At 72.3% G+C, this 24619-nt stretch carries 21 protein-coding genes and 4 pseudogenes; 15 read left to right on the top strand and 10 right to left on the bottom strand.

All coding sequences use genetic code 11. From position 1 onward, the window contains the following. The first annotated feature begins 35 nt into the window (after positions 1 to 35). Together QF034_RS33530 and QF034_RS33525 are read left to right on the top strand one after the other, a co-directional pair. Positions 36 to 437 (top strand): cupredoxin domain-containing protein, encoded by a 402-nt coding sequence (locus QF034_RS33530; protein WP_307178440.1) that lies wholly within the window; start codon positions 36 to 38, stop codon positions 435 to 437. 47 nt (positions 438 to 484) lie between these two features. Continuing rightward, on the top strand, positions 485 to 934 hold the full coding sequence (locus QF034_RS33525; protein WP_307178439.1) for a hypothetical protein: 450 nt from the start codon (positions 485 to 487) through the stop codon (positions 932 to 934). 82 nt (positions 935 to 1016) lie between these two features. On the opposite strand, the gene QF034_RS33520 is transcribed toward QF034_RS33525, so the two are convergent. Continuing rightward, positions 1017 to 1244 (bottom strand): type 2 periplasmic-binding domain-containing protein, encoded by a 228-nt coding sequence (locus tag QF034_RS33520; protein WP_307178438.1) that lies wholly within the window; start codon positions 1242 to 1244, stop codon positions 1017 to 1019. A 4-nt stretch (positions 1245 to 1248) separates the two neighbouring features. On the opposite strand from QF034_RS33520, the pseudogene QF034_RS33515 reads away from it, so the two are divergent. The 7 genes and pseudogenes from QF034_RS33515 to QF034_RS33485 all read left to right on the top strand — a co-directional run. After that, positions 1249 to 1374: pseudogene (locus tag QF034_RS33515) on the top strand (IS5/IS1182 family transposase); the annotation flags it as partial. A gap of 95 nt (positions 1375 to 1469) precedes the next feature. Then, positions 1470 to 1994 (top strand): P-loop nucleotide/nucleoside kinase family protein, encoded by a 525-nt coding sequence (locus QF034_RS33510; protein WP_307178437.1) that lies wholly within the window; start codon positions 1470 to 1472, stop codon positions 1992 to 1994. Positions 1995 to 2354: 360 nt separating this feature from the next. Further along, on the top strand, positions 2355 to 3092 hold the full coding sequence (locus QF034_RS33505) for an AfsR/SARP family transcriptional regulator (RefSeq protein WP_307178436.1): 738 nt from the start codon (positions 2355 to 2357) through the stop codon (positions 3090 to 3092). A gap of 5 nt (positions 3093 to 3097) precedes the next feature. Further along, on the top strand, positions 3098 to 3661 hold the full coding sequence (locus tag QF034_RS33500; protein WP_307178435.1) for a MauE/DoxX family redox-associated membrane protein: 564 nt from the start codon (positions 3098 to 3100) through the stop codon (positions 3659 to 3661). 8 nt (positions 3662 to 3669) lie between these two features. Further along, complete coding sequence (locus QF034_RS33495) at positions 3670 to 4221, top strand: thioredoxin domain-containing protein (protein WP_307178434.1); 552 nt, start codon at positions 3670 to 3672, stop codon at positions 4219 to 4221. Further along, positions 4218 to 6119, top strand: coding sequence for an ABC transporter ATP-binding protein (locus tag QF034_RS33490; protein WP_307178433.1), 1902 nt, complete (start codon positions 4218 to 4220; stop codon positions 6117 to 6119). The genes QF034_RS33495 and QF034_RS33490 overlap by 4 nt, the downstream gene beginning before the upstream one ends. After that, complete coding sequence (locus QF034_RS33485) at positions 6116 to 6661, top strand: S26 family signal peptidase (RefSeq protein ID WP_307178432.1); 546 nt, start codon at positions 6116 to 6118, stop codon at positions 6659 to 6661. The genes QF034_RS33490 and QF034_RS33485 overlap by 4 nt, the downstream gene beginning before the upstream one ends. On the opposite strand, the gene QF034_RS33480 is transcribed toward QF034_RS33485, so the two are convergent. From QF034_RS33480 to QF034_RS33465, 4 genes are all read right to left on the bottom strand, one after another. Continuing rightward, positions 6655 to 6861, bottom strand: coding sequence for a hypothetical protein (locus tag QF034_RS33480; protein ID WP_307178431.1), 207 nt, complete (start codon positions 6859 to 6861; stop codon positions 6655 to 6657). The genes QF034_RS33485 and QF034_RS33480 overlap by 7 nt on opposite strands. Before the next feature lie 133 nt (positions 6862 to 6994). Continuing rightward, positions 6995 to 7687 carry an ABC transporter ATP-binding protein gene (locus QF034_RS33475; RefSeq protein WP_307178430.1) on the bottom strand — a complete coding sequence of 231 codons (693 nt, stop codon included), beginning with the start codon at positions 7685 to 7687 and terminating at the stop codon, positions 6995 to 6997. Positions 7688 to 7731: 44 nt separating this feature from the next. Next, positions 7732 to 10584, bottom strand: a complete 2853-nt coding sequence (locus tag QF034_RS33470; protein WP_307178429.1) for an FtsX-like permease family protein — start codon at positions 10582 to 10584, stop codon at positions 7732 to 7734. Positions 10585 to 10676: 92 nt separating this feature from the next. After that, positions 10677 to 11156 carry a MarR family winged helix-turn-helix transcriptional regulator gene (locus QF034_RS33465; RefSeq protein WP_307178428.1) on the bottom strand — a complete coding sequence of 160 codons (480 nt, stop codon included), beginning with the start codon at positions 11154 to 11156 and terminating at the stop codon, positions 10677 to 10679. Between the two features lie 231 nt (positions 11157 to 11387). On the opposite strand from QF034_RS33465, the gene QF034_RS33460 reads away from it, so the two are divergent. Both QF034_RS33460 and QF034_RS33455 read left to right on the top strand, forming a co-directional pair. Next, on the top strand, positions 11388 to 13073 hold the full coding sequence (locus QF034_RS33460) for a ribonuclease J (RefSeq protein WP_307178427.1): 1686 nt from the start codon (positions 11388 to 11390) through the stop codon (positions 13071 to 13073). A gap of 34 nt (positions 13074 to 13107) precedes the next feature. Continuing rightward, a pseudogene (locus QF034_RS33455) lies at positions 13108 to 13827 on the top strand (DUF418 domain-containing protein); the annotation flags it as partial. Positions 13828 to 13850: 23 nt separating this feature from the next. On the opposite strand, the gene QF034_RS33450 reads toward QF034_RS33455, so the two are convergent. The 3 genes from QF034_RS33450 to QF034_RS33440 all read right to left on the bottom strand — a co-directional run bounded on the left by QF034_RS33450 (position 13851) and on the right by QF034_RS33440 (position 16192). Further along, positions 13851 to 14882, bottom strand: a complete 1032-nt coding sequence (locus QF034_RS33450; RefSeq protein ID WP_307178426.1) for a DNA topoisomerase IB — start codon at positions 14880 to 14882, stop codon at positions 13851 to 13853. Between the two features lie 86 nt (positions 14883 to 14968). Continuing rightward, positions 14969 to 15694 (bottom strand): DUF6766 family protein, encoded by a 726-nt coding sequence (locus QF034_RS33445; protein ID WP_307178425.1) that lies wholly within the window; start codon positions 15692 to 15694, stop codon positions 14969 to 14971. 87 nt (positions 15695 to 15781) lie between these two features. Further along, positions 15782 to 16192, bottom strand: coding sequence for a hypothetical protein (locus QF034_RS33440; protein ID WP_307178424.1), 411 nt, complete (start codon positions 16190 to 16192; stop codon positions 15782 to 15784). Positions 16193 to 16410: 218 nt separating this feature from the next. Here QF034_RS33440 and QF034_RS33435 point away from each other — a divergent pair, with 218 nt between their 5' ends. From QF034_RS33435 to QF034_RS33420, 4 genes and pseudogenes are all read left to right on the top strand, one after another. Next, positions 16411 to 16671, top strand: coding sequence for a GlsB/YeaQ/YmgE family stress response membrane protein (locus QF034_RS33435; RefSeq protein WP_307178423.1), 261 nt, complete (start codon positions 16411 to 16413; stop codon positions 16669 to 16671). A gap of 138 nt (positions 16672 to 16809) precedes the next feature. After that, on the top strand, positions 16810 to 18510 hold the full coding sequence (locus QF034_RS33430; RefSeq protein ID WP_307178422.1) for a RecQ family ATP-dependent DNA helicase: 1701 nt from the start codon (positions 16810 to 16812) through the stop codon (positions 18508 to 18510). A gap of 239 nt (positions 18511 to 18749) precedes the next feature. Continuing rightward, positions 18750 to 19000: pseudogene (locus QF034_RS33425) on the top strand (hypothetical protein); the annotation flags it as partial. Next, on the top strand, positions 19000 to 19206 hold the full coding sequence (locus QF034_RS33420; RefSeq protein WP_370880903.1) for a hypothetical protein: 207 nt from the start codon (positions 19000 to 19002) through the stop codon (positions 19204 to 19206). The pseudogene QF034_RS33425 and the gene QF034_RS33420, both read left to right, overlap by 1 nt. A 44-nt stretch (positions 19207 to 19250) precedes the next feature. Here the strand turns inward: QF034_RS33420 and QF034_RS33415 are convergent. Continuing rightward, a pseudogene (locus tag QF034_RS33415) lies at positions 19251 to 20528 on the bottom strand (SWIM zinc finger family protein); the annotation flags it as partial. A 1217-nt stretch (positions 20529 to 21745) separates the two neighbouring features. Then, entirely contained in the window at positions 21746 to 24595 is a 2850-nt protein-coding gene (locus QF034_RS33410; RefSeq protein WP_307178420.1) for an SCO1167/SCO6262 family helicase, read from the bottom strand. Between the last annotated feature and the right edge of the window lie 24 nt (positions 24596 to 24619).

Genomic DNA, 24619 nt, shown 5'->3' with positions numbered 1-24619 from the left:
TCAGCCGGTCCGGCCCACCAGCGCTCGGAGACTCCATGCCGTTCTCGTTCCCCACCGGCGCGGCCCGGTTCGTCGCGGCCACCGCCTGCGCACTTGCTCTGACATCCCTCGTCGGATGTTCGAACGGGGAAGGCGGTGGCGGCGACAGTACGACCGAGTCGGCCACCAGTCCCTCCAAGAGTGGTGGGACGCAGGTCACGATCAACGACTTCAAGTTCCAGCCTGCTTCCCTGACCGTCTCTCCCGGGGCGAAGGTCACCGTCGTCAACAACGACACGACCACACACACCCTGACGGCGTCCAAGGGCGGTTCCTTCGACACCGGAGACATCGACCCTGGTAAGAGCGCCACCTTCACGGCGCCGTCCAAGCCGGGCGACTTCCCTTACACATGCACGATCCACCCGCTCATGAAGGGCACGCTCACCGTCGAGTGAGCCCCGGCCGCCGGCGGTCCGTCCCGCGGCGGCAATGGAGACCTGCCATGTCCCCACAGCCCACCGCCCCGCCCACACGTCGAGGCAGTGCCGGCCACTTCCTGCGGGGCGCCGCTCGAGTGCTCGCCGCGGCCGGTCTCGCCGTGGACGCATACCTGCACGCCCATCTCGCCGAGCGATACGACGCCATCTCGTCGAGTATCAGCCAGGGCACCCTCTTCCGTATCGAGGCGGCCCTCGCGGCGCTGGCCGCGCTGCTCGTCCTTGTCTGGCGCCGGCTTCCGGGGGATCTCTTCGCGGCCTCGGTTGCGGTCGGCGGGCTCGCGCTCCTGCTCGTGTACCGCTACGTGGACGTCGGCGAGCTGGGACCGATCCCCAACATGTACGAACCCATCTGGTACGGCGAGAAGGAAGCCACCGTAGTGGTCCAGGCCGTCGCCGTGCTCGCCACCCTGTATCTGCTGCTCGTCCGCCCCCAGGGCAGACGCGTGCACTGAGGAGGCGGCTTCTGCGGCTGCCTGGCCGGGGTGACATCGCCAGGTGAACGCGCAGCGTGCGGGGCGGGCCGCGGCCGAGACGTCAGCCGTTCTCCGTCAGGTCGGTTGTGGCAGCCAGGTCGGTGCCGATGTCGGCACCGTACGCCTCCTTGAGCGGGACGAAGACCACGCCCGTCCGGCGCAGGCTGCGTGACGAGCGGACGCGCCTGGTCACCCCCAGGCCGGCGGCGACCAGGCCGAGAAGGCCCTGCAGATCGTGCAGTACCTGCGCTCCGGAGCAGTACTTGCCGCTACCGGATCCCGCGTCCACGAGGGGACTCGGACGCTCCCGGGGCGGCCTGACCTGCAAGTCCACCTTGCCGGTGAGGGCCGACGCCGCCCACTGGCCCTGCTGATCACCCCGGGCCATTTGGGGCGACGCCCCGCAGCTCATCCCGGTCGAGCGCGCCCATGTCTTCCACGGCACCGTCACCGTGGCTTCGATCCGTCTTTGGCTCAAACCGTGATCACTTGGCTTTCGTGACAAGATCTGGGCGTGACGACGTTGTTCCTGACGGTCGGTCTGCCCGGGTCCGGAAAGACCACGAGAGCGCGGCAGCTGGCCAAGGAGCACAGCGCGCTGCGGCTGACGCCGGATGAGTGGATGATCCCGCTGTTCGGCGATCCGCAGCCGGCCGGGAAGCGCGATGTGCTGGAAGGACGGCTGCTCTGGCTTGGTCTGGAGGCGCTGAGGCTGGGAACGAACGTGGTCCTGGATTTCGGATGCTGGTCTCGTGACGAGAGGTCCGCGATCCGCTGGTTGGTGATGTCTGTGGGCGCGTCCTGTCACCTTGTGTACGTGCCGGTGGACCATGAGACCCAACGCGCTCGGATCGCCCATCGCCAGTCGACCACTCCTGATCAGACCTTCGTGATGAGCGAGACGGACCTCTTGCACTGGAGGACGCTGTTCGAGGAGCCCGACGCCACGGAACTCGATGGACATGAGGTAGGAGGTCCGCCTCCTGGGTGGTCAGGATGGCTGGAGTGGGCCGCCGACCGGTGGCCATCGCTCGCGTGACTGTCCGGCCAACCTTCCACGGCCCCCGTAATCGCCGTTGCCGGTGAGGAAGCCGTCGGGCCTTCGCCTGCCGGTGGTCGACCGTGAGGGGGGCGCGCTGCGCCGCCGTGCCTGCGGAGTCGGTGGTCGTCCGGTCGCCGTGTGGGGCAGTCGACTTCCCCGAGGAGCCGGCAGTAGGAGGTGTGGTGGTGGGGGTGTTCCCTCGGGTGGGTCAAGCGCTTCGATGATCAGACGCCTTTTCAACTCATCATCAAGCAGCGCGCGTTCAATCCACTGCTTGTTGCAGCAGGGTTACCTTCGAAGCGCTTCGATAATACGGTGTGCCCCAAGCCGACCACGCGTCACAGAGGGGGAGCGCAGGTGCAGGCACCGCTGATACGCATCCTGGGGCCGATCGAGGTCAGCGACAGCGCACACCCGGGGCCGCTTCGCGGCATCAAGCCGTGCGCGCTGCTCACCGCGCTGCTGCTCAGGCCGGGGAGCGTGGTGTCCCTGGAGAACCTGATGGACGCCCTGTGGGCGGGCGAGCCGCCGCGCTCGGCCGTCGCGAACCTGCGCTCGTACGCCCATCTCCTGCGCCGGCGGCTCCCGGTGGCCACCCCGCTGATCAGCCACCAGGGCGGTTATGAACTCCGGATCGCGCCGGACTTCGTCGACCACCTGGTGTTCGAGCGGCTCGCCGACCGGGGCCGCAGCGCGGTCACCGATGACCCGCCCCGGGCCATCGAGCTGCTCAATGCAGCGCTGGCGCTGTGGAGTTCGGACCACGCGGCCCCCGGAGTCGAGCGGTACGGCATGCTCGACGGCCCGCTGCGCACCCTGGACGCCGAGCGCATCCGCGCCACCGAGGATCTGGCCGATGCCTGGCTCGGCGTCGGCCAGCCGCACTCCGCACTGCGTACGGCGGGGCAGGTGCTCGCCGCGGAGCCGCTGCGCATCCGCAGCTGGCTGCTCGTCCTGAACGCCCATCACCACCTCGGCGAACCAGGGCGCGTGACCGACGCGTTCGAGTCGGCGCGGACCGTCTTCCGCCGCGAGCTCGGCACCGAACCCGATGCCTGTCTGGGCCGGTTGCATCAGCAGCTGCTCGCGGGGTGAGCGCCATGGCCGCCGGGCTCTTGACGGCCTGCCACATTCTGGTCGCCGTCGTTTTCGCCGCATCCGCCGTGGGCAAGGCACGGCCCGCCGGATTCCGTGCGTTCCTCACCACGCTCGCCGATATGGGTCTTGGCACTCGGGGCCTGCGCCGCCCGCTCGCGTACGCGACCGTCACGGCCGAAGGCGTGTCCGCCGGCCTGCTGTTGCTGCCCGGCACGCGGGCCGGTGTGATCGGGCTGCTCCTTGCCTCGCTGGTCCTTGCCGCGCTCACCCTCGGCGTGGTGCGGGCGGTACGGGGCGGCGGTCCGCCCGTGACGTGCGCCTGTTTCGGCCGCACGGGGCGGCCTCTCGGCGTACTGCACCTGGTCAGGAACACCGGACTGCTGCTGGCCGCCGTCGGTGCCCTGGTCGTCACCGGCTCCGGTCCGGTGCGGGCAGCGGGCGGCGAGCTGGTCGTGGCCGTGGCCGCGGGTGCCGTGCTGGCCGTCGTCGTGATCGGCCTGGACGACATCGCCGATCTGTTCACGGCGCCCACCGCCTCCACCACTCGCTCCACCGACCTCCCGTAGGAGTCCCTGTGTCCCTCGGTCTCTCCGTACTCGGCCTGCTCCTCGGCCTGTTCAATCTCCTTCTCCTGTACGGCGTCATCCGCCGGCTCAAGGAGATCGAGGCCCGCCCGGCGGGCGCGGCGCCCGCCCCGGTCACCGGCATCACCGACGCCCACCGGATGACCGCCGGCGCCCTGGTGGACATACCGGACGGCACCCGGCCCGCGCTCGTCGCCTTCTTCGCACCGGGCTGTGAGCCCTGTGAGCAGTTGCTGCCGCTGGTCGTCACGAGGGCCATGGACGAGCCCGGCGGCAGCGAACGTGTCGTCGCCGTCCTCTCCGAGGGCACCGACGACGACAACGCGCGTTTCACGAAGGCCCTGGACCCGGTGGCCCGCGTCATCGTCGGCGGCCCGAAGGACCCCTGGGTCGAGTCGTGGATCACCACGTTCCGGGTGGACGGGCTGCCCCTGGTCTGCGGTCTCGACGACACCGGCGACGGCATGGCGATCCGCTGGTCGGCGGTGAGCCCGCCGGAGCTCATCGCCAAAGCGGGGATCGCGGGCCGGCCGGTCGTATGACGCACCCGGCACAGCACCCCGTGTCCCGGCCCCGGGTCGCGGCCACGGCGCTGCGGCTCGCGCTCGGCGCGCACCGCCGCGCCCTCGCGGCGACCCTGCTGCTCGCCCTCGTCGAGGCCACCGGGCCGATCGCGGCGGCCTGGCTGACCAAGCAGCTGATCGACTCGCTCACCGGGTACGGGACGCGCGAGGTCACCGCGACCGCCGTGGCCCTGGCCGCGATCGGCGTGCTGCTCGCGCTCCTGCCGTACGTCGACGATCTCTGCCAGGGCGTGCTCACCCGGGCCGTGGCGCTGACCGCGCAGGACCGGCTGTTCCGTGCGGTCAACGCCCATCCGGGCCTGGACCTCTACGAGGATCCGGTACGGCTCGACCGGCTCCGGCTCGCCCAGCAGTCCGGCCAGGACACCCCCGTACAGCTGGTGCAGTGCGCGCTGATCGTGCTGCGGTCGGGGTGGACGCTGGTGGGGTTCGCCGGGATGCTGGCCGCCGTCAGCCCGGTCCTGGCGGGACTGGTGCTGCTCGGTGCCGTACCAAAGCTGGTCGCGGAGCTACGGCTGGCGCGGGCGACAGCCGCGGCGTTCGCGGGCGTCACGGCCGGCGAACGCCGCGAGGCGTTCTTCTCGACGCTGCTCGGCGGTACGACGGCGGCCAAGGAGATACGGCTGTTCGGCATCGGGGATGTGCTGCGGGAGCGCATGCTCGTCGAGCGGCGGGCCGTCAACCGGATCCGGCACCGGCTCGACGTACGCCGGCTGAGCGTCAACTCCCTGCCCACTCTGCTCGCTTCGGGTATCGCGGGCGGCGGACTGCTGTGGGCGGTGGGCCGGGTGTCGGCGGGGACGCTGACGGTCGGGGACCTCTCCGTGTTCCTCGCGGCGGTGGCCTCGGTACAGGGCGGACTCGGCTCGGCGGTCACGGCGGTGGCCAACGGCCATCAGCATCTGCTGGTGTTCGCCGAGTACGTGGCCGTGGCCGAGGGCGGCGCACGGCCCGACACGGCGCGGCGGGTCGCGGGCCATCTGCTCGACCGGATCGTCCTCGATGACGTGTGGTTCCGCTACGCCCCGGATCTGCCGTGGGTGCTGCGGGGCGTGACGCTGACGGTGCGCGCCGGGGAGAGCGTGGGTCTCGTCGGCGTGAACGGGGCCGGCAAGAGCACGCTGGTCAAACTGCTCTGCCGGTTCTACGACCCCGAACATGGGCGGATCCTGTGGGACGGGACGGATCTGCGGGAGTTCACGCCCGAGTCGCTGCGGGACAGGCTCAGTGTCGTCTTCCAGGACTTCGTCTCGTACGAGATGACGGCGGCGGAGAACATCGCGCTCGGCGATCCGGCGCTGGCCGTTCGCACGCCCGACGGCGCACCCGGCCCGGAGGTCGTCGAGGCCGCGCGCGAGGCGGGGGTGCACCAGGTCCTCGCGGGTCTCCCGGCCGGGTACGACACGATGCTGACCCGGGGGTTCTTCGGTGCGAACGACCGGGACAGCGGTGTCGTGCTCTCCGGCGGACAGTGGCAACGGGTCGCACTGGCCCGGGCGTTGCTGCGGGCGGACCGGGACCTGTTCGTGCTCGATGAACCGACGTCGGGGCTCGATCCGGATGCTCAGGCCGAAGTGGCCCATCTGATCAGGGGGTTGGGGCAGGGACGGGCCCGGCTGCTGATCTCGCACCGGCTGAGCGAGGTTCGTGCTGCGGACCGGATCGTGCTCCTTGACGGGGGTGCGGTGCGGGAGGAAGGGCCGCACGAGGAGCTGATGAGGTTGCCGTCGGGACGGTACGCCGAGCTGTTCCGGGGGCAGGCGGCGGGGTTCTGGGAGGACTCGTCGGGGCCGGAGCGGGAGGTGGCGGGGGTTCAGGGGGTCGAGCCCGGCCGGGAGCAGGAGGTCGCAGGGTGAAGCGGGTGCTCGGCAGGTGGCTGATGCTCGTGACCGTACGGGGGCACAGCATGGAGCCCGGCCTGCGGGACGGGGCGGTGGTCCTGGCCCGTCGGATCGGAGGTCGTGCGGGCGGAGGCGAGCGGCTTCCGGGCGGAGGCGGGGGGCTTCCGGGGCGGCGCAGTGGCTCGGCGGGCCGACGGCTGCGCGTGGGCCAGGTGGTCGTCCTGCCGGTGCAACTGCCGTACGGCGCCCGTGTGGTGGGGCCGGTCGCGGACGGGGACGGGCTGTGGGTGAAACGGGTCGCGGCGTTGCCGGGCGACCCGGTTCCGGCGGGGGTTCCCGGGTGTCCTGGCCGGGTGCCGCCCGGGCGCATGGCGGTGCTCGGCGACAACGCGGCGGTGAGCACGGACTCGCGGACCATCGGCCTCGTACCCGTGGACGTGGTGGTCGCGGTGGTGCTCGGCACGAACGCCCGGCCCCCCGCCGCAGGGCGCGACGGGGGGCCGGGCGCGACCGATGCCACGGGGAGGCACCGCGGACTACAGGAACCGCGTCAGTAACAGCAGGAGTAGAGCGTCCACGCGGTGCAGTTCGTGCCCGGCGACTGGCAGGTGCGGCGCCAGTTCCCCTTGGCGGAGGGGTACTGGGGGCCGCAGCTCGTGTCGCGGCGGCACCAGTACTCCGTGGTGCTCGCCTCGGCCTCGGCGCGCGGTACCACCCGGCCGAGGACCACGTCTGCGAGTCGGTTCAGAGTGCGCATCACAAAACCCCCAATTGGGGCCGTCGCTCGTCACGACGGCGTTCGCCCATGACGCTACGGGGACGGCATACGCCTGCCATACATCGCCGATACGCGGACCACGTACGCCCCTCTCACCGGGCACGCCCCGATCTCAAGCCCCGCTGCCCGCCACCTCACCGAGCCGCCCGTCCCGTACCCGCAGCACGTCCCTGCAGCGTTCCGCCACCTCCATGTCATGCGTGGCCACCACAAGCGTGCAACCTGATGCGGCGGCCAACTCCCCTACCAAGTCCATGAGTTGCTCACCGGTCGCCGAGTCCAGGCTCCCGGTGGGTTCGTCGGCGAGCAGCAGCCGGGGCCGGGCGATCAGCGCCCGCGCCACCGCGACCCGCTGCTGCTGTCCGCCGGACAGCTGCGAGGGCAACGCCGACTCCCGTCCCTGAAGGCCCACCGCCGCGAGGAGTTCGCGGGCGCGTGCGTCCCGGTCGAAGCCGGCCTTGCGGGGCAGCACGGGCGCCAGCACGTTGTCCAGCGCGCTCAGGCCTGGCAGCAGATGGAACCGCTGGAACACGAACCCCACCGTGCGCCGGTACGAAGCGGCGGCCCGCCGCCCCAGCGCGGTGACGTCCTGGCCGTCCACCCACACCCGCCCCGCATCGGCCCGTTCGATGGCCCCGATGAGGTGCAGCAGCGTGGATTTGCCGGAGCCGGAGGCGCCGACGAGGGCGACGCTGTGTCCGGCCGGGATGTCCAGGCTGATGCCGTCGACGGCCTTGATCAGCCCGTCACCGGTGCCGAAGCTCTTGTGCAGGTCCTCCACCCGGACCGACGCACCGTCCCCCATAGGGTTCTCTCTCCCTCTCCGTATCTCTGTCCATCCTTCTCGGATCATCCCTCTTCGGCCAACGGCCCCGCCGGCGACCGCCGTACCGCGAGCCCGGCCGCGACGACGCTGCCCGCCACGGCCGCCAGCACTCCCGCCACCGCGACCACGCCCACCGCCACCGGCAGCCCCGCCGGAATCGAACCGGTGAAGGCCACGGTCAGTCCGAGCCCGGTCGCTGCGCCGGGCACCGCGCCCGCCACGGCGATCACCGCACCCTGCGCGACGACCAGTCGCATGACCTCGGTGTCGGCCCAGCCGCAGGCCCGCAGCATGGCGAACTCCCCGTCCCGTTCACAGCTGTCGAGATAGAGGACATCGGCGAGGGCGAACACCCCCAGGGCCGCCGTGAGTACGGCCGCGGCCACATCGACCCCGCGCACCTCGAGGGACACCGCCTCACCGAGGAGCGTGCCCTGGACCGCGCCCTGGAACGTCCATATGACCGCCGTGAGCAGGGAGACCGCTGCCACCCCCACCGCGAGCGCCAGCGCGCCGAGCGCAGAACGGGACGGCGTACGCAGCGCCCCGCTCACCGCGAGCCCCAGCAGCGTGCGTCCGCGCCCGGCGCGCCGGGCCCGCCGCGGCCCGGCCACCGAGCCCCGCAGCGCCTGTGCGGGATACGGCCGCCCTGCCCGTATCGCCGGAAGCGCCCCGGCCAGCAGGGCCGTGGCCACCACCAGCGGTATCGCGAACAGCGCGCGCCCCACGGTGACGTCGAGGCCGAAGGCCCAGCCCAGCGGGAACGAGGCCCCGGCACCGGCGGCACCGGCCACGGCTGCGACCAGGGCGACCTCACCGAGGACAAGTCCCGCGAGGCGGGCGCCCGTCCAGCCGGTGCAGGCGAGGACGGCCAGTTCGCGCTGCCGGGTGCGTACGGAGGCGGCCACGGCGTTGCCGAGAAACAGCGCGCACACGCCGAGCACCAGGCCGAAGAGCAGCACGCTCTTGCGGTCGGCGGCCTCGACGAGTGCGACGGCGGTGCCCTTGGCGGTCCAGTTCTCCCTCAGCGCGAGCGCGGGCCGCCCGAACTTGCCCTCCCCCAGTGCCACGTGCTGCGGCGCCGGGGAGGAACCCGCTGTGATGTCCACGTCGAGCCCGGTGCGGGCGGTGATCGCCTCGGCGACCGCGCGGATACGTTCCCGGGACGCCTTGTCCGTTCCGTGAACACCGGCGATCCTGACCCGCACCGCGGAGATCGGGTCCTTCGCACGCGGGGAGTCCGGGCCGGTGACGGACTCCACCGACTGGAGGGTGGTGAGCAGTTGCGGCGGGGTGGCGAGGTAGCCGCCCGGGTTGCTGTTGGGCGCGAGCGCCTGGCCGCCGAGTGCGGCGCGGGCGGCCTCGTCGGCGGCGCGGGCGGCGGGCGGCCGGTAGGTCTCCAGGGGGACTTCGGACAGTTTCGAGAAGCCCTTCAGGCGCTCGACGGCGTAGGTGCCGACCACGCTGAACTGCGGGAAGTGGTCCTGGCTCGCGTCGGTTCCGGGCAGCCTGGTCACCGGCCGGAACGCCGTGTCCTGAACGAACCACGCCGGCAGGTCGCCGCCGTACGTCGACTGCCGCCACAGCTCACCGCTGTCCGATGCGACGGGCGCGGGCCGCAGCACTCCCCCGCCGGCCGCATAACGGGGGGCTCCGGCCTGGAGGACGACGAAGGGGTTGACGTCGATCGTGCCGTCCGCGACCGACCGCCGGAACACGGTGTCGGCGTCGGCGCGCGTGGTCGCCCCGGGGCTGACGGGCAGCCCGGCCAGCAGACCGCGCAGCTCCTTGGCGCCCCGCCCGGAAAGCTTCGGAAGCGTTTCTGTGACGCGTGAGACCGACGTGCTCAACTGCTCGTCCAGATAGGGACGGTCCGTACTGATCAGCGGGATGTCCTCGAACCGCGACCCGCCCTGCGTGTCCATGGCGGGCTTCTCACCGTCCTTCAGATACCGGCCGGAGGCCATCGCCCCGTCCACCCCGACCAACCGGGCCTCCTGCTCGGGATCGACGGCGGCGAGCAGCAGCGTCATCGACCAGTCGATGTCGACCACCGCGCGGCGGGAGGTCGTGCGGTTGGACACGTCCGTCCCGCTGGTGAAGGTGCCGTCCGCATGCCGCCGCACGACGACGAGTTCGCTGCGCTGGGCGGGGTCGAGCTGGTCATTGACCGCGCCACCGCCGTACGAGGAGACCGTACGAATGGCACACAGCGGCTCGAACCTCCCTCCGGGCAGCACCTCGAGCGGAGGCATCTCACCATCGTCGCAGGGGCTGTCCCCCCGGCTCAGCGCGTCACCGACCTCGGTCAGGTGCCGTCCGCGGTAGGTGTACAGACTCTTCCAACTCGGGTCCTTGGCCGTCGATGTGGCATCCGGCAGCACGACCGGATTGCTCGTGACGTAGACGTACACCGAACCCGGGTCCTGGGCCTTGCTCAGCGACCGGTCCGTGGTCCAGGTGTTGCGCAGCCGCAGCATCTGCCGATCGGCCGCGGGGTCGAGCTGCCCGGTGACATCGACCTGGGCGTGCGTCCCGGCCTGCACATAGCCGAGCATCGCCACGGGAGCCGCGATCTCCACCCCTCGTAGGCCGGCGATCTCCCGCCACTGACCGGGAGTTATCCCACCGAACTGCCCGGACAGGAAATTGGGCCGCACCTGCCCGACGGACTCCTCGCGCCCGGTCCGCGCACCGGCGGGCCGCACGAGAATGTCGTACGCGGCACGGAAGTTGGCGTCGGCGGACGCCTTCACCGTCAGCCGCGAGGTCTCCACGGACCCGGTCAGCAGAGTGAACCCGGCCGTGGCCACCAGCACACCGACCAGCAACGTCAACGTCCGCACGGACTGTCTGCGCAGCTGACCGGTGATCATTCCCCACATAGCGCCTCCACCGGCGTCACGCTAGGGAGCGGCCATACATGGGCGATACACGACGCCCGGTGAAGGTCAAGAGCGAACGTCCACTACGCCGACTCCTGACCTGCACTCACCGCACACCCCGGCTGCGCCCCACCCGCCCGGAGCGCGCTCAGCGTGGCGGCGAACCTCTCCAGGTCCTGCTCAGGGATCACGGAACCGACCCGCGTCTCAAGCTCCGCCTCGAAGACTTCCATGGCCCTGTCCGCCAGGCGACGTCCCTCGGGCGTGAGCTCGACGAGCGACGAGCGCCGGTCGTTCGGATTGGCGCGCCGTCGGCAGTAACCGGCCGCCTCGATGCGGTCGACCACCTTGCTGGTGCCGCCGACAGTGATCCCGAACTCCTCCGCCACGTCCTGGATCCGGCACTCCGAGCGCCTCGCGAGCAACTGCATCACCTCGAACCAGGTGAGCTGAAGGTCGCAATCGGCGCGCAGCCGCGCATCGACGGCATTCCACAGCGCGATCTCGAACTGGACCAGGTCGTGGAACACCAGCTTCAGATCAACCACGGCGTCATCTTCCATGGAACATTATTCCGGCGAATTGATTCATCGTATCCGTGGACCGATTGTGGCTGTGCCATGCAGCGACCTGGGCTCGGTCTGCCTCGGCGGCACCGCATTGCGCACGCTCGGGCGCATCCTGACCGTACTGGTCGTTCCGGGGCACCGACTGCGTACGCGCAGCTCCGTCCGGAGGAAGAGATCACGCAGGCGATGGATCATCCCGTCCCGCTCTCCGGGTAACGTCGAGGTATGAGTCATCCACACCCCGAACTCAAAGCCGCCCCGCCCCTTCCCGCAGGAGGGTTGCGGGTCGTCGCCCTGGGCGGCCTGGGGGAGATCGGCCGCAACATGACCGTCTTCGAGCACTCCGGCAAGCTGCTCATCGTCGACTGCGGCGTGCTGTTCCCCGAGGAGACCCAGCCCGGCGTGGACGTCATCCTGCCGGACTTCACGTCGATCCGGGACCGGCTGGACGACATCGTGGCGGTGGTGCTCACCCACGGCCACGAGGACCACATCGGCGCCGTGCCGTACCTGCTGCGCGAGCGGTCCGACATTCCCGTCGTCGGCTCCAAGCTGACGCTGGCGTTCCTGGAGGCCAAGCTCAAGGAACACGGCATCCGGCCGCGCACGGTGCGGGTACGGGAGGGCGACCGGCGCGGCTTCGGGCCGTTCGACTGCGAGTTCGTGGCGGTCAACCACTCCATCCCGGACAGTCTCGCGGTCGCGATCCGCACCAGTGCCGGGATGGTGCTGCACACCGGCGACTTCAAGATGGACCAGTTCCCTCTCGACGACCGCATCACCGACCTGCGCGCCTTCGCCCGCCTCGGCGAGGAGGGCGTGGACCTGTTCCTCACCGACTCCACCAACGCCGAAGTACCCGGCTTCACCACCTCCGAGCGTGAGCTGAACCCGGCGATCGAGCAGGTGATGCGCACCGCGCCGCGCCGGGTCATCGTCTCCAGCTTCGCCAGCCATGTGCACCGCATCCAGCAGGTCCTGGACGCCGCCCACCAGCACGGCCGCAAGGTCGCCTTCGTCGGCCGGTCGATGGTCCGCAACATGGGCATCGCCCGCGACCTGGGCTACCTGAAGGTCCCCTCCGGTCTGGTCGTGAGCACGAAGGAGCTGGAGAAGCTCCCGGACCACAAGATCACCCTGGTGTGCACGGGCTCCCAGGGCGAGCCGATGGCCGCGCTGTCACGCATGGCCAACCGCGACCACCAGATCCGCATCGGCAAGGGCGACACCGTCCTGCTCGCCAGCTCCCTCATCCCGGGCAACGAGAACGCCATCTACCGGGTGATCAACGGACTCACCCGGTGGGGCGCTCATGTGGTCCACAAGGGCAACGCCAAGGTGCACGTCTCCGGGCACGCCAGCGCCGGCGAACTCGTCTACTGCTACAACATCGTCAAACCCCGCAACGTCATGCCCGTGCACGGCGAATGGCGCCATCTGCGGGCCAACGGTGACCTCGCCATCCGCACCGGCGTCGACCCCGACCGGGTCGTCATCGCCGAGGACGGCGTCGTCGTCGACCTCGTCGACGGGCGCGCGTCCATCACCGGCAAGGTCCCCGCCGGCAACGTCTACGTCGACGGCATGGAAGTCGGCGGCGCGACCGAGGCGTCCCTCAAGGACCGCCTCACCCTCGCGGAGGAAGGCGTGGTCACGGTGGTGGCGATCGTCGATGCGGACACCGGCGCTCTCGCCGAGGCCCCCGACTTCCTGGCCCGGGGCTTCGTCCATGACGACGCCACCTTCGAGCCGGTCATCCCGGTCATCGAGAAAACCCTGGCCACCGCGGCCGAGGAAGGCGTCGGGGACGCACGCCAACTCGAACAACTCCTCGCCCGCGCCGTGGCGAACTGGGCGTTCCGCACCCACCGCCGCAGGCCCCTGATCATCCCCGTCATCATCGACGCCTGAGCCACAGCCCGGCAGCACGCCCCTCATTCCGGCAGGGGCGCAGCTGCTGTACGCGCTGAAGCCGGTGGTCGGCGGCCGCGTGTTCCTCTCCTACGGCCAGGCCGACGGCCCCGTCTCGCTGTTCTTCACCGGCGGCTATCCGGCCCTGACCTGGGTTCCGTTCGTCATCGCCGGTATGGCCGTCGCCCGCTGCGACCTGGCCGCCACGGCGGTCCGGATACGCCTCGCCCTCACCGGCGTCGCCCTCGCCGTCACCGGCTACGGCGGTTCCTGGCTGGCGGTGCGGCTCGTACCCGGTGCCGCCGAAGCCGTCCGGAAAGCCGAAGAGGGACCGGGCATGTCGTCCGTGTCGTCCGTATCGCCCGACAGCATCGGCATCTTCGGCGACACCCCCGCCGGGATGCTGGCCTCCGCCCCGCACAGCGAGGCGACCCTGTCCATCGTGGCCGCCACGGGTGTGGCGATCCTGGTGATCACCGCGTGCCTGGCCGCCGTGGACGCCTTCCCCCGGCTGCGCCGCCTGGCCACGCCCGTCATCGTGGTCGGCTCGATGTCGCTGACGGCGTACGTTTACCACATCGTCGCCATCTGGCTCCTGAACACCGAGGAAGCGACCGTCCCGCCCCTGTACACCCTGCTCGGCTTCATCGCGTCCGTCACCGTCCTCGCCACCGTATGGTCCCGCTTCTGCCGGCGGGGGCCGCTCGAATGGCTGATGGGAAGGGCGACCGGGATCGCCCGGCGCATTCAGTGAGACGCGAGCGCGCCGCCTCCTTCTCACCCCTCGGGCGGGTCTCCGTTCCGGAGCATGCGCAGCACCGCCCGTTCGACGGGTCCGTGGGTGGCGGGGATGCCGTACGGGCCCTCGTCGCCGAGATGAGACAGCGCCGCGGAGACCGTCACGCCTTCCTCGTACAGCTCGATCACCCGTGGGTTGATGTAGGAGGCACGGCAGACCGCGGGCGTGTTGCCGAGATACCCGGCGACCTCGCGCGCCGCCCGGGCGATGGCCCGGCGCCGGGCGGTCTCGCTGCGCGCCACGGGTTGTGAGACGGCCAGCGCGACAGCCGCCATGACGGTGGCGTGCCAGGTGCGGAAGTCCTTGGCGGTGATCTCCAGGCCGGCGAGTTCCCTGAGGTACGCGTTGACGTCATCGCCGCTCAGGTCGTGCCAGGCGCGTCCCTCCCAGTAGGCCAGGAGCCGGTCACCGCCGGCCCGGCGCCGCAGCAACGCGGTGAGGCTGCGACAGGCGGCCGGGTCCGCGATGGTCTGGACGATCTCCTTGCCGTGTTTGCCGGTGTAGGTGAACAGGACCGCACCGGCGTGGCAGCGGGAGTGCTCGCGCAGCAGCGTGGTGAGGCCGTAGCTGCTGTTCTGTTCGGTGTAGCGGTCGCTGCCGATACGGAAGAAGCCGAGGTCGAGCAGGCGCACGGCCGTGGCCAGGACCCGCTGCCGGGTCAGCCCCCGATCGCTCAGATGCCCCTCGACGGCCTCGCGCACCGCGGGCAGGGCCTCGGCGACATCGAGCACGTGCTCGTGCTTGGCCTGCTCCTGTTCGGCACGGAACTGCGGGTGGTACAGGTACTGGCGGCGTCCGGCGGCATCCGTGCCGACGGCCTGCAGATGCCCGTTGGCCCTGGTGCAGATCCACACGTCCCGCCAGGCCGGCGGTATGACCAGTGCCCGGATCCGAGCCAGCTCCTCGGGATCGCGCAGCGGCTCCCCGTGGGTGTCCAGGTAGCGCAAGCCGCGTCCGTGGCGCAGGCGGCGGTACCCGGGGTCGGTAGGACGGCTGTGGAAAAGACGCATCCCGACCTCCGACCACACAAGCTGTGTCGTGTCGGTACCCGCCCACATCCCCCACACACCGGGCTCGTCGCCTCCGCCCCGCGTGCTCAGCCCTCGACGCCGGTGGCGGAGTCGGACGCGCCCACGGGCTTCGACTCCGGCGATCCGCGCTGCCTCAGGTAGATGGAGAGGACGGCCATGGAGGCGACGGCCAGCAGTTCGGACTGCCAGTTCTGCAGGCTTCGGCTCCAGAAATCCGCGGCCGACAGGTACTGCGCCCAGCTGACGGGCGCTTGCAGCCGGCGCAGTTGCTCCTCGTTGTAGGCGGCGACACCGGCGACGGACTGGGTCAGCCAGGACAGCAGGAAGATGGTGCCCATCACCAGCCCCAGGGAGCGGGAGTACACCAGGCCCCGCCAGTCCGCGGCCGCGGCCCAGCGCGGAGAATCCTCCTTGGCGTGACGCCCCGCCATCTGGTCCTGGTCGGACTCGGTACCGGCCCTGTCCAGTTCCTTGGACTCCGGTGAGCCGCGTTGCAGCAGCCAGACGGTGGCGAAGATGTAGAGGAAGAACTGCAGGTATTCCGACTGCCAGTTCTCCGTGACGTCGACGGCGAAATCCGAGGAAGCGAGGTAGGCGCCGAAGTCGAGGGGTGCCATGCCGTCCGAGACGAGCTGGTTGTTGAACTCCGCGTGTCCCGCCACGGCCTGTCCGGCGAGGGCGAGCAGGAACGTCGTCAGGAAGAAGAGACCGAGACCGTTGTGGCGGAGAAAGCGCCGCGCCCGGCGCCGGGGCGGTGCGGTGTCCCCGCCGTGCTCCGGTGCGGGGGTCACCGGTGCATCAGTCCCAGCGTCATGAAGTACGCCAGGCCGACCACGATCACCAGCAGTGTTCCGGCGAACAGCGTCCTCACGGTCTTCTCACCCGGCCTTGATCTCGCACTGGTACGGGCGCTGCGGCCGGGGCCGGCACCCGGCCGCGGTGACCTTCCACCCCGTGGGGAAGTGCGCCAGGAAGACGGTGTCGTGATCCAGCACCACCCGGGCCTGTTCGCCGTAGACATCAACGCGGCGTACGGCGCCCGCCGCCGGAAGGCTCTGCTCGCCGATCGCCTGGGCGCAGCGGCGCTTGGCCGACTGCTCGAGTTCCTCCCGGGTGGACGGTGCGAGGGCGGCGCACAGTCGTTGCCGCTGTCCGGCGTCCAGCGCCCGCTCGAAGCGCGTCAGTTGCGCGGTGACGCCGTCGCGCCGCTCCGATGGCGTTCCACAGGCGCCGGCCGTGGCGAGGACCACCACCGCCACCACGCCGGGGCCGTACCACCGTCCTGACATCCCGCCTCCCGTGCGGCCCCGGGCGGAGTCGGGCCGCCCGCTCCGTCATGTGGGGTGGCCGCTCGCTCATGAGACAGGGGCTCGCCGGCGACCGCAACCGGGCCGGAGCCGATGGAGTTCAGCGCACCGCTGTTCAGCCCAGGGCGACACGCTTATGGCGGCCTTCGGCGGGAACACGGAGTCATGCCCGAAAAGGGCAACGAATGGAAGGAGTTGTCGTGTCGTTCCTGTGGGCGATCATCGCTGGGCTCATCATCGGCCTGCTGGCCAAGCTCGTTGTTCCCGGACGTCAGCCCATCCCCCTGTGGCTGACGGTTCTCATGGGCATCGTGGGTGCCGTCGCCGGCAACGCGCTCGCCACCGCGTTCGGTGTGCGCGACACCGGCGGTATCGACTGGATCCGCCACGTCTTCCAGATCGGCATCGCCGCCGTCCTCATCGGATTCGTCACCCCCCTGTGGGCCCGGCGACGCGCCTGACGGCTCACCGCCCGCCCCCCTCGCACCGGAGAGATTCCGGACTCCGCTGAGCTGACCCACCCGCATCCCGGCAGCCGGGCGGGGTACCCGGGCAGGGCTCGCGAGGGGGTCTCGGGGCCGTGAAGGAGGCTTCGTGCCATGTCCCGGCGCACGGGGAGCTCGAAGGTCCGGTCGGAGGCGGGCGGGCACGACCGGACCGGGGAGCTGCGCCGCGTCGCGCGGGAGCGCTTCGGGTGGAGCGACCTGGGGCCCGAGCAGACGGAGGCGATGCGGGCCCTGCTCGATGGCCGTGACGTACTGGTCGTCATGCCCACCGGTTCCGGCAAGTCGGCGATCTATCAGGTGCCGACCGTCGTCCTGGGCGGCCCCGCCGTAGTGGTGTCGCCGCTGATCGCCTTGCAGCGCGACCAGGTCACCGGACTGCGGGAGAGCGCGGCACCGGACGCCGTGGCCGTGAACTCCGAGCAGCCCGAGTCGGCCACCGACAGGGGCTGGCGGGCCGTCCGGGAGGGCGCTGCCGAGTACCTCTTCCTGTCCCCGGAGCAGCTGGCCAAGGACAGTGTGCTGAAGCGGCTGCGTGAGCTGGGCCCCTCGCTGTTCGTCGTCGACGAGGCCCACTGCGTCTCCGTGTGGGGGCACGACTTCCGCCCCGACTACCTGGGCCTGGGCGAGGTGGCCGAACGCCTGGGCCGTCCGCCGGTGCTCGCTCTGACGGCGACGGCCGCGGCCCCTGTCCAGGCCGACATCGTCGAGCACCTGCACATGCGCGACGCCTGTGTCGTGACAGCCGGAACCGACCGGCCGAACATCCACCTGGCGGTGCGCACGTTCACCGACGACGCCGCCAAACGGGGCGCCGTCGCCCACTGGGCGGCCGGAGCACGCGCGCCGGGCATCCTCTACACGGCCACCCGCAAGGACGCCGAAACCCATGCGGCGCGACTGCGCCAGGACGGCGTGGACGCCGAGGCGTACCACGCGGGGATGAAGGCGGCGGAGCGGCGGCGGGTCCACGACGGCTTCCTGGCCGGCCGGCCCGCCGTGGTCGTGGCCACCTCCGCGTTCGGGATGGGCATCGACAAGCCCGACGTACGGTTCGTCGCCCACGCGTCCGTCCCGGAGTCACTGGACTCCTACTACCAGGAGATCGGGCGCGCCGGGCGGGACGGGGAACCGGCGGAGGCCGTGCTCTTCTACCGCCCGGAGGACCTGGGACTGCAGAAGTTCCTCACCGCCCGGTCCCTGGACCTCGACGGGCTGCGCCGGATCATGACCGCACTGCTCGGCCAAGACGTCCCGCACAGCCGCACCCGGGTGGCGCAGCTCTGTGACCTGTCGCGCCGGAAGGCCACCGAGCTGCTGAACCTGCTGGAAGAGGCCGGAGCCCTGTCCGTCGAGGGCAGGCGCCGCGCGGTCCGGGCCCTTCCCGGCCGTACGGCGGACGAGGCCGTCGAAAGGGCGGAGCAGGTGTTCGAGCGGCGTCGCCGGACGGACCGGTCCCGTATCGAGATGATGCGCGGGTACGCGGAGACGCCGTCCTGCCGCCGTCAGTACCTCCTGGGCTACTTCGGCGAGCAGCTCGACGAACCGTGCGGACGGTGCGACGTGTGCGAGCGGGACGACGGCCGGCGCACCGGGGCCGGGCGGCGGGAATCCTCCACCGCGCCAGGGGCCCGTGCGCCGTACGAGCCCCACGACAGGGTCCGCCACGCCGAATGGGGCACGGGCATGGTCATGCGCGTGGAGGAGGACCGCCTCGTCGTGCTGTTCGAGCAGGTCGGGTACAAGACGCTGTCCATGGCGGCCGTACAGGAGAGCGACCTGTTGGCCGACGCGTGATCAGCACCGGCCGACCGGGTGCGGGGCGTCCTCGCCGGAGTGCCGCCGACGCCCTCAGCGGAGGGTGCCGCTGGTCGAGTGCCGCCGCGGGACCGGTTCGGCGCGGGAGCCGCGGCCCGGAGCCCACGCGGTCAAGCATGGCTGGCACTCACCCCCCTTACGGCGAGTGATCTCCTCGTCGCGGGGGACCTGCGTAGGCACCGTCAACCGCCCTGGAGGCACAGTGACCTTCACCCCCCCTGGAACAGCGCGGTATCCCACTGGACCGTCAGATCAGGAACTGGCGAGAGCTCAACGTCGCTCCGATCGACCCCGATCACTGTGCCCCCTACACCCGCTGCCGGATCATCACGATGAACGGCATCGAGGTCGAGGCGATCATGTTCAGTCACCAACTGGCCCGCAACACCGTCGATCCCGAGGTGAAACGGCAGCTGGCCCAGACGCGTTACATCGAGGCGCAGCGCAGAAAGCGGTGAACTGGCTGCTGTGTTCATCCACATCCGGCGCGGCGCCGACACCGCGACGCTCGCCTCCCTGGCCAAGGGCGTGAAGGCAGCCGAGGCCATGGCGCCCACCCGGCCCCATCCGCGCGTGGAGTCCGCCACGGCCAACATGGCGCTCGGGCCGGTCACCGCCCTGATGGAGCGCACACGCGATGCTGTCCGCAAGGCCATGGGCCGCGACGGATCGTAGGCGTCCGGCACATCAGGCGCGGTGAGGCGGCTGCCCGCAGGCGCTCAGAGGTCGCTCGGTATGCCCAGGCCCGTCAGGGCGCCGACGGGGTCCAGGTCGGGGGTGCCTCGGGGCCACCAGTCCTCGTGGCCCGGCTCGGACTCGTAGGCGTACCACAGGCCGTCGTGGCCCAGGCGGAGCTGGACATGGCCCTGCGGGTGGGTGAGGTGGTTGCGCCAGGGGCGGAAGGCGGGCAGGTCGGCGGCGAGGAGCAGCGGACGGGCCCGGTCGAACCGGCCGGCCGGCGGATCCCACGGCTCCTCCAATACGGCGAGGCCCTCCGGTCCGCCCTGGCGCCAGGCGGCGACCGCGCGGGCCAGCTCGGACGGGGTGCGGCCCGCCGCTGAGGCGAGGGAGGAGTAGAGCGCCCGGGTGCCCGCGGTGAGCCCCGAGCCGGGGCGGGCCGCGGCCAGGCGGACCGCGTCCTCCCAGAGCGTCAGCTGCCCGACCGGGTCACGGCCCGTCGTGAGCAGCGCGTGGGCCCGCGCGGCGGCGTCCGTGGCCAGCTGGTCCAGCGCGAACGGGTCCGGGCCGCCGGGGGCCGCCGGGTAGGCCGGGGGCTGCTCGGGGTGCGGGGGCGGGGGCAGCGGCGCGGGCAGGGGCGGGAGGGCGCGCGGGGCGACGACGTCACCGGCCCGCACGCCGGGGAGCGGCGCCGGTCCTCTGTCCTGGGCGGCGCGCGCCGCACGGGTGGCACTCAGCCGGGACAGCGCGTCGAGCAGCTCGCGTTCGCCCCGGCCGCGCAGCAGGAGCAGCACGAAGGGATCGGCGTCGAGCAGCCGCGCGGTCTGGTAGCAGAGGGCGGCGGCGTGCTTGCAGGGGTGGCCCCGGTCGGGGCAGCTGCACCGCGGTTCCAGATCGCCCGGGCCCGGCAGCAGGGGCACGCCGCAGTCCGCGAGGGACCGGGGCATCTCCTTGTCGAGGAGTGCCGCGATGTGCCCGGGCCGGTCGGCGGCGGCGTCCAGGAACCGCTCCCAGTCGGAGTCGCCGAGCGTGCGCAGCCGCACCTGCACGCGGTACGGGCGCGGACGGCTGCCCCGCACGTACGCCAGCACCAGGCCGGGCGTCACGGTGATGGCGTCGACATGCCCCTGCCCGGCGTAACCCCGCCCGCGCTCCAGCCGCTTGGCGTCCAGCGCGCCCTGCTCCAGCGCGGCGACCCACGCGTTTCCCCACCAGCTCTCGGCGAAGCCCTTGCCGTCCGGGTCCCGGGGCGGGAAGGCGGGGAAGGTACGGCGGAGCTCGGTGTCGCGGTCGGGGGCCGCCATGGAGTGGGGGATCCGGGGAGTCTCGGACGGGGTGGGCGAGGAAGTGGGCGTGAGGGTGGGTTCGGCTGGGCCGTGCCTGTACGGCGAGTCGGCCATGCCGTGGGGTGGGCGCTGCTGGGCGGTTTCGTCAGGGCCCTGGGGCGCCGCGTCCGGCTCGTCCGTGTCCGCGGGCATGCGAAATGCGTCGGCCAGCAACTTCCGTACGTCCCGCACTCCCCCGCCGGCAGCGTGCCCGCGCGCCTGCCGACCGGCCCTGGGCCGCGCGTCCCCACGGCTGTGCCGCGACCGGCGTCCCGCACTCTCGGCCTCTTCCCGAGCCCGCCGCGCGTCCTGCCGTGCCGCACGCAGCGCCTCGCGCGCGATGTCCGCAGCGCGGGGACCCGGGCCCTCGTCGTCGCCTACGGCCGGGGTGTCCGCCGGTGCGGCGGCGGGCTGGTCCTGCGCGGCGGCAGCAGCACCGGCCGAGGGCGTCCGGGCCGGGGACTCGCCCGGGGCACGGGAACGGTCCGGCCCGTTGGGGGCGCCGGCACCGTCCGGCCGGGCCGGGGCACCGGAAGCGTCCGGCCCACCCGGGGCGCCGGAAGCCTCAGCCTCACCCGGCGCGCCGGACTCCTCCGACGAGCCCGGGGTATCGGAACCCTCCCATCCACCCGTGGTGCGGGCACCGTCAGGCCCAGCCGAGCCGCCGGGACCCTGCAACCCACCCGAGGCGCCGGAACCTCGCGACCCACCCGGGTCGTCGACACCGTCGGACCCGGCCGACGCGCCTGGACTCTCAGACCAGCCCGCGGCGCCCGGACCGTCAAGCTCACCCGAGGCGCCGGGCCCGTGGGGTGCACCCGTGCTGTCGGAAGCTTCCGACACAGCCGAGACGCCAGAAAGGTCAGACCCGTCGGGGCACCCGGAACGGTCAGAGTCACCAGCGGCCCCAGAGCCCTTCGCCCCCTCAGAGACGCCAGAACCCTCGGCCCCATCCAACTCGCCGGCACCGTCTGCCCCGGCAGGCCCAGCCCTGCCCTCCGAGGCGCCATCGCCCGCCGCCCCCTCCCCACGACGGTGCGCGGAGATCGCCCTGCGCAGTGCCTCGCGGGCCACGTCTGCCGGGCGGGGGGTCTCCTCCTGGTCGGTGGGTCGCTCGGCCGGGTGGGGAGGGGAGGGCGTCTCCGGGGGCCGGTGTGCCTGCTCCCGGGCCGCCCGCAAGGCCCGGCGGGCCTCGTCGGCCGGGCTGGGCGTCATGGTGTCCTCCGCAGGGAGACCAGGTCGGACAGCTCACGGTCCGTCAGTTCGGTGAGGGCCGACTCGCCGGAGCCGAGGATCGCGTCGGCGAGGGCACGCTTGGCCTGGAGCATCTCGGCGATGCGGTCCTCGATCGTGCCCTCGGTGATGAGGCGGTGGACCTGGACGGGCTGGGTCTGGCCGATGCGGTAGGCGCGGTCGGTGGCCTGTTCCTCGACGGCCGGGTTCCACCAGCGGTCGAAGTGGACGACGTGACCCGCGCGGGTGAGGTTGAGGCCGGTGCCCGCCGCCTTGAGGGACAGCACCAGGACCGGGGTCGAGCCGGCCTGGAAGCGGTCGACCATGCGCTCCCGCTCCGGGACCGGTGTGCCGCCGTGGAGGAGGTCGACCGGGACCGCCCGGGTGGCCAGGTGAGAGGTGATCAGGCGGGCCATCCCGACGTACTGGGTGAAGACCAGGGCGGATCCGTCTTCGGCGAGCAGCGTGTCCAACAGCTCGTCCAGCAGGGCGAGTTTGCCGGAGCGGGCGGCGAGCCGGTCGCCGCCGGCCCGGGCGGGCTCCTCCTTCAGGTACAGCGCCGGGTGGTTGCAGATCTGCTTCAGCGACGTCAGGAGCTTCAGCACCAGGCCACGGCGTGCCATGCCCTCGGCGGTCTCGATGGCGAGCATCGACTCGCGCACCACCGCCTCGTACAGCGCGCCCTGTTCGCGGGTGAGCGGCACCGGGTGGTCGGTCTCCGTCTTGGGCGGCAACTCGGGGACGATGCCCGGGTCGGACTTCTTCCGGCGCAGCAGGAACGGCCGGACCAGACGGGCCAGGCGCTCCACGGCCTCCTCGTCCTCGCCGTTCTCCACGGCCCGGGCGTGCCGGGCGCGGAAGGACTTCAGCGGGCCGAGGAGACCCGGGGTGGTCCAGTCGAGCAGCGCCCACAGCTCCGAGAGGTTGTTCTCGACGGGCGTGCCGGTCAGGGCCACGCGCGCGGGGGACGGGATCGTGCGCAGCGCCTTGGCCGTGGCCGAGTAGGGGTTCTTGACGTGCTGCGCCTCGTCGGCGACGACCATGCCCCACGCCTGCCCGGCCAGCACGGGGGCGGCGGAGCGCATCGTTCCGTAGGTGGTGAGGACGAAACCGCCGTCCAAGCCCTCCAGGCTGCGGTCCGGGCCGTGGAAGCGGCGGACGGGGACGCCGGGTGCGAAACGGGTGATCTCCCGCTGCCAGTTGCCCAGCAGCGAGGCCGGGCAGACCACCAGGGTCGGCTCGCGGCGGGCCCGCTTCAGGTGCAGGGCGATGAGCGTGACGGTCTTGCCGAGGCCCATGTCGTCGGCGAGGCAGCCGCCGAGGCCGAGGGAGGTCATCAGGTCGAGCCAGGCCAGGCCCCGCAGCTGGTAGTCGCGGAGGGTGGCGTGCAGGCCTGGCGGCGGTGCGGCCGGGCGCACTCCCGCGGTGAGGCGGTCGCGCAGGGTGGCCAGCGCGCCCGCCGGTACGGCCTCGACCGTCTCGCCGTCCACGTCGGCGGTGCCGGTGAGGGCGACGGACAGCGCGTCGACCGGGTCGAGCAGCCCCAGGTCCCGCTTGCGGGCCTTGCGGACGAGGGCCGGGTCGACCAGCACCCACTGGTCGCGCAGCCGGACGACCGGGCGGTGGGCCTCGGCGAGGGCGTCCATCTCGCTCTCGGTGAGCGGGTCGCCGCCGAGCGCCAGCTGCCAGCGGAACTGGAGCAGGTCCTCGCTCTCGAAGAAGCCGGTGCCGTCGGTCGCCGAGCCGGGGGCCGGCCGGACCACCGCGGCGGCCGAGAGGTCCTGGGCCAGGTCCCGGGGCCAGTGCACGGCGACGCCGGCCGCGGCGAGCCGGGTGGCCGCGACTCCGAGCAGGTCGCTCAGCTCCTCCTCGGTCAGCGCCAGCACGTCGGGCACGTCCTGGTCACAGAGCCGGTCGAGCGGAGGCCAGACCCGGGCCGCGCGGCGGACGGCGAGGGCCGCGTCCACGCGGGCGCGCGGGCCGAAGGCGTCGTCCGCCTCGCCCGCCCACAGCGCCGCCGCGTCGGCGACGAGGGTGGGGTCGGCGAGGCTGTGCACCTGGACGACCGCGGCGCCGGCGCTGCGCGCGGCGCCGGCGAAGGCGTCGTCGAACAGGTCGTACGCCGAGAGGTCCAGCCGGAGCGAGATCCGCACGCCGGCGTCCATGCCGGCGGCGACCTCGGCGGCCCAGTCGTGGGCCTTCGGCAGGTACTGGGCGTCGCGGGCCGCGAAGGGCCTGCCGGTGGCGTGGGGTGCGGCCGGGGTGCGCGGCAGGGTGTCGGCGACCGCGTCCAGGAAGGCGCGCACCAGCGCTTCCGGTTCGGGCAGGCGGATCGGGCCCGGGCCGGGCAGCGGGACGGCGTGTCCCTCGTAGGGCAGGGCGGCGGCGACCGCGCGCAGGTGCGCGATGTCGTCCGGGTCCAGCGGGCCGGCGCGCCAGGCGTCGTGGCCCGTGGGGGTCAGGCCGGGCAGCAGCCGGCCGCGCGCGGTCAGCCGCAGGGCGTGCAGGGCGGCGGCGCCCCAGCAGGCGGTGGCGGGGTGGGCCGCCGGGTCGTGCCGGGCGCGCACCAGGAGCGGCAGGGCCTCGTCGAGCGGGAGGGACAGCGCCGGGGTGGTCCGCCGCCGGACCGCGGCGCCGTGCCGTCGTACGACCGTGAGCTCGGTGTCCTCCGTGAAATCGGTGAGCTCGGCGGGCAGGGGCTCGCCCGCGGGGTCCCAGAAGGCGATGCGCCCGTCGCGCGGGAGGGGTGCGGGCAGGAAGACGGCCGGGAGCCGGACCGGGACCGTGGCGTCCCCCGCCCGCTCGGCCACCGCAGCCGTGTCGCCCATACGTCCTGTCACCTCCCGCCCCGC

It is taken from the genome of Streptomyces africanus, from assembly GCF_030816955.1.
Classification (GTDB): domain Bacteria; phylum Actinomycetota; class Actinomycetes; order Streptomycetales; family Streptomycetaceae; genus Streptomyces; species Streptomyces africanus.
This window is presented reverse-complemented; position numbering and strand designations above follow the sequence as displayed.

Bases quoted from the DNA above. Each gene is read 5' to 3' on its own strand.
- QF034_RS33530 (WP_307178440.1), top strand. From the start codon at position 36: ATGCCGTTCTCGTTCCCCACCGGCGCGGCCCGGTTCGTCGCGGCCACC.
- QF034_RS33525 (WP_307178439.1), top strand. From the start codon at position 485: ATGTCCCCACAGCCCACCGCCCCGCCCACACGTCGAGGCAGTGCCGGC.
- QF034_RS33500 (WP_307178435.1), top strand. From the start codon at position 3,098: ATGGCCGCCGGGCTCTTGACGGCCTGCCACATTCTGGTCGCCGTCGTT.
- QF034_RS33490 (WP_307178433.1), top strand. From the start codon at position 4,218: ATGACGCACCCGGCACAGCACCCCGTGTCCCGGCCCCGGGTCGCGGCC.
- QF034_RS33480 (WP_307178431.1), bottom strand. From the start codon at position 6,861: ATGCGCACTCTGAACCGACTCGCAGACGTGGTCCTCGGCCGGGTGGTA.
- QF034_RS33475 (WP_307178430.1), bottom strand. From the start codon at position 7,687: ATGGGGGACGGTGCGTCGGTCCGGGTGGAGGACCTGCACAAGAGCTTC.
- QF034_RS33470 (WP_307178429.1), bottom strand. From the start codon at position 10,584: ATGATCACCGGTCAGCTGCGCAGACAGTCCGTGCGGACGTTGACGTTG.
- QF034_RS33465 (WP_307178428.1), bottom strand. From the start codon at position 11,156: ATGGAAGATGACGCCGTGGTTGATCTGAAGCTGGTGTTCCACGACCTG.
- QF034_RS33460 (WP_307178427.1), top strand. From the start codon at position 11,388: ATGAGTCATCCACACCCCGAACTCAAAGCCGCCCCGCCCCTTCCCGCA.
- QF034_RS33450 (WP_307178426.1), bottom strand. From the start codon at position 14,882: ATGCGTCTTTTCCACAGCCGTCCTACCGACCCCGGGTACCGCCGCCTG.
- QF034_RS33440 (WP_307178424.1), bottom strand. From the start codon at position 16,192: ATGTCAGGACGGTGGTACGGCCCCGGCGTGGTGGCGGTGGTGGTCCTC.
- QF034_RS33430 (WP_307178422.1), top strand. From the start codon at position 16,810: ATGTCCCGGCGCACGGGGAGCTCGAAGGTCCGGTCGGAGGCGGGCGGG.
- QF034_RS33410 (WP_307178420.1), bottom strand. From the start codon at position 24,595: ATGGGCGACACGGCTGCGGTGGCCGAGCGGGCGGGGGACGCCACGGTC.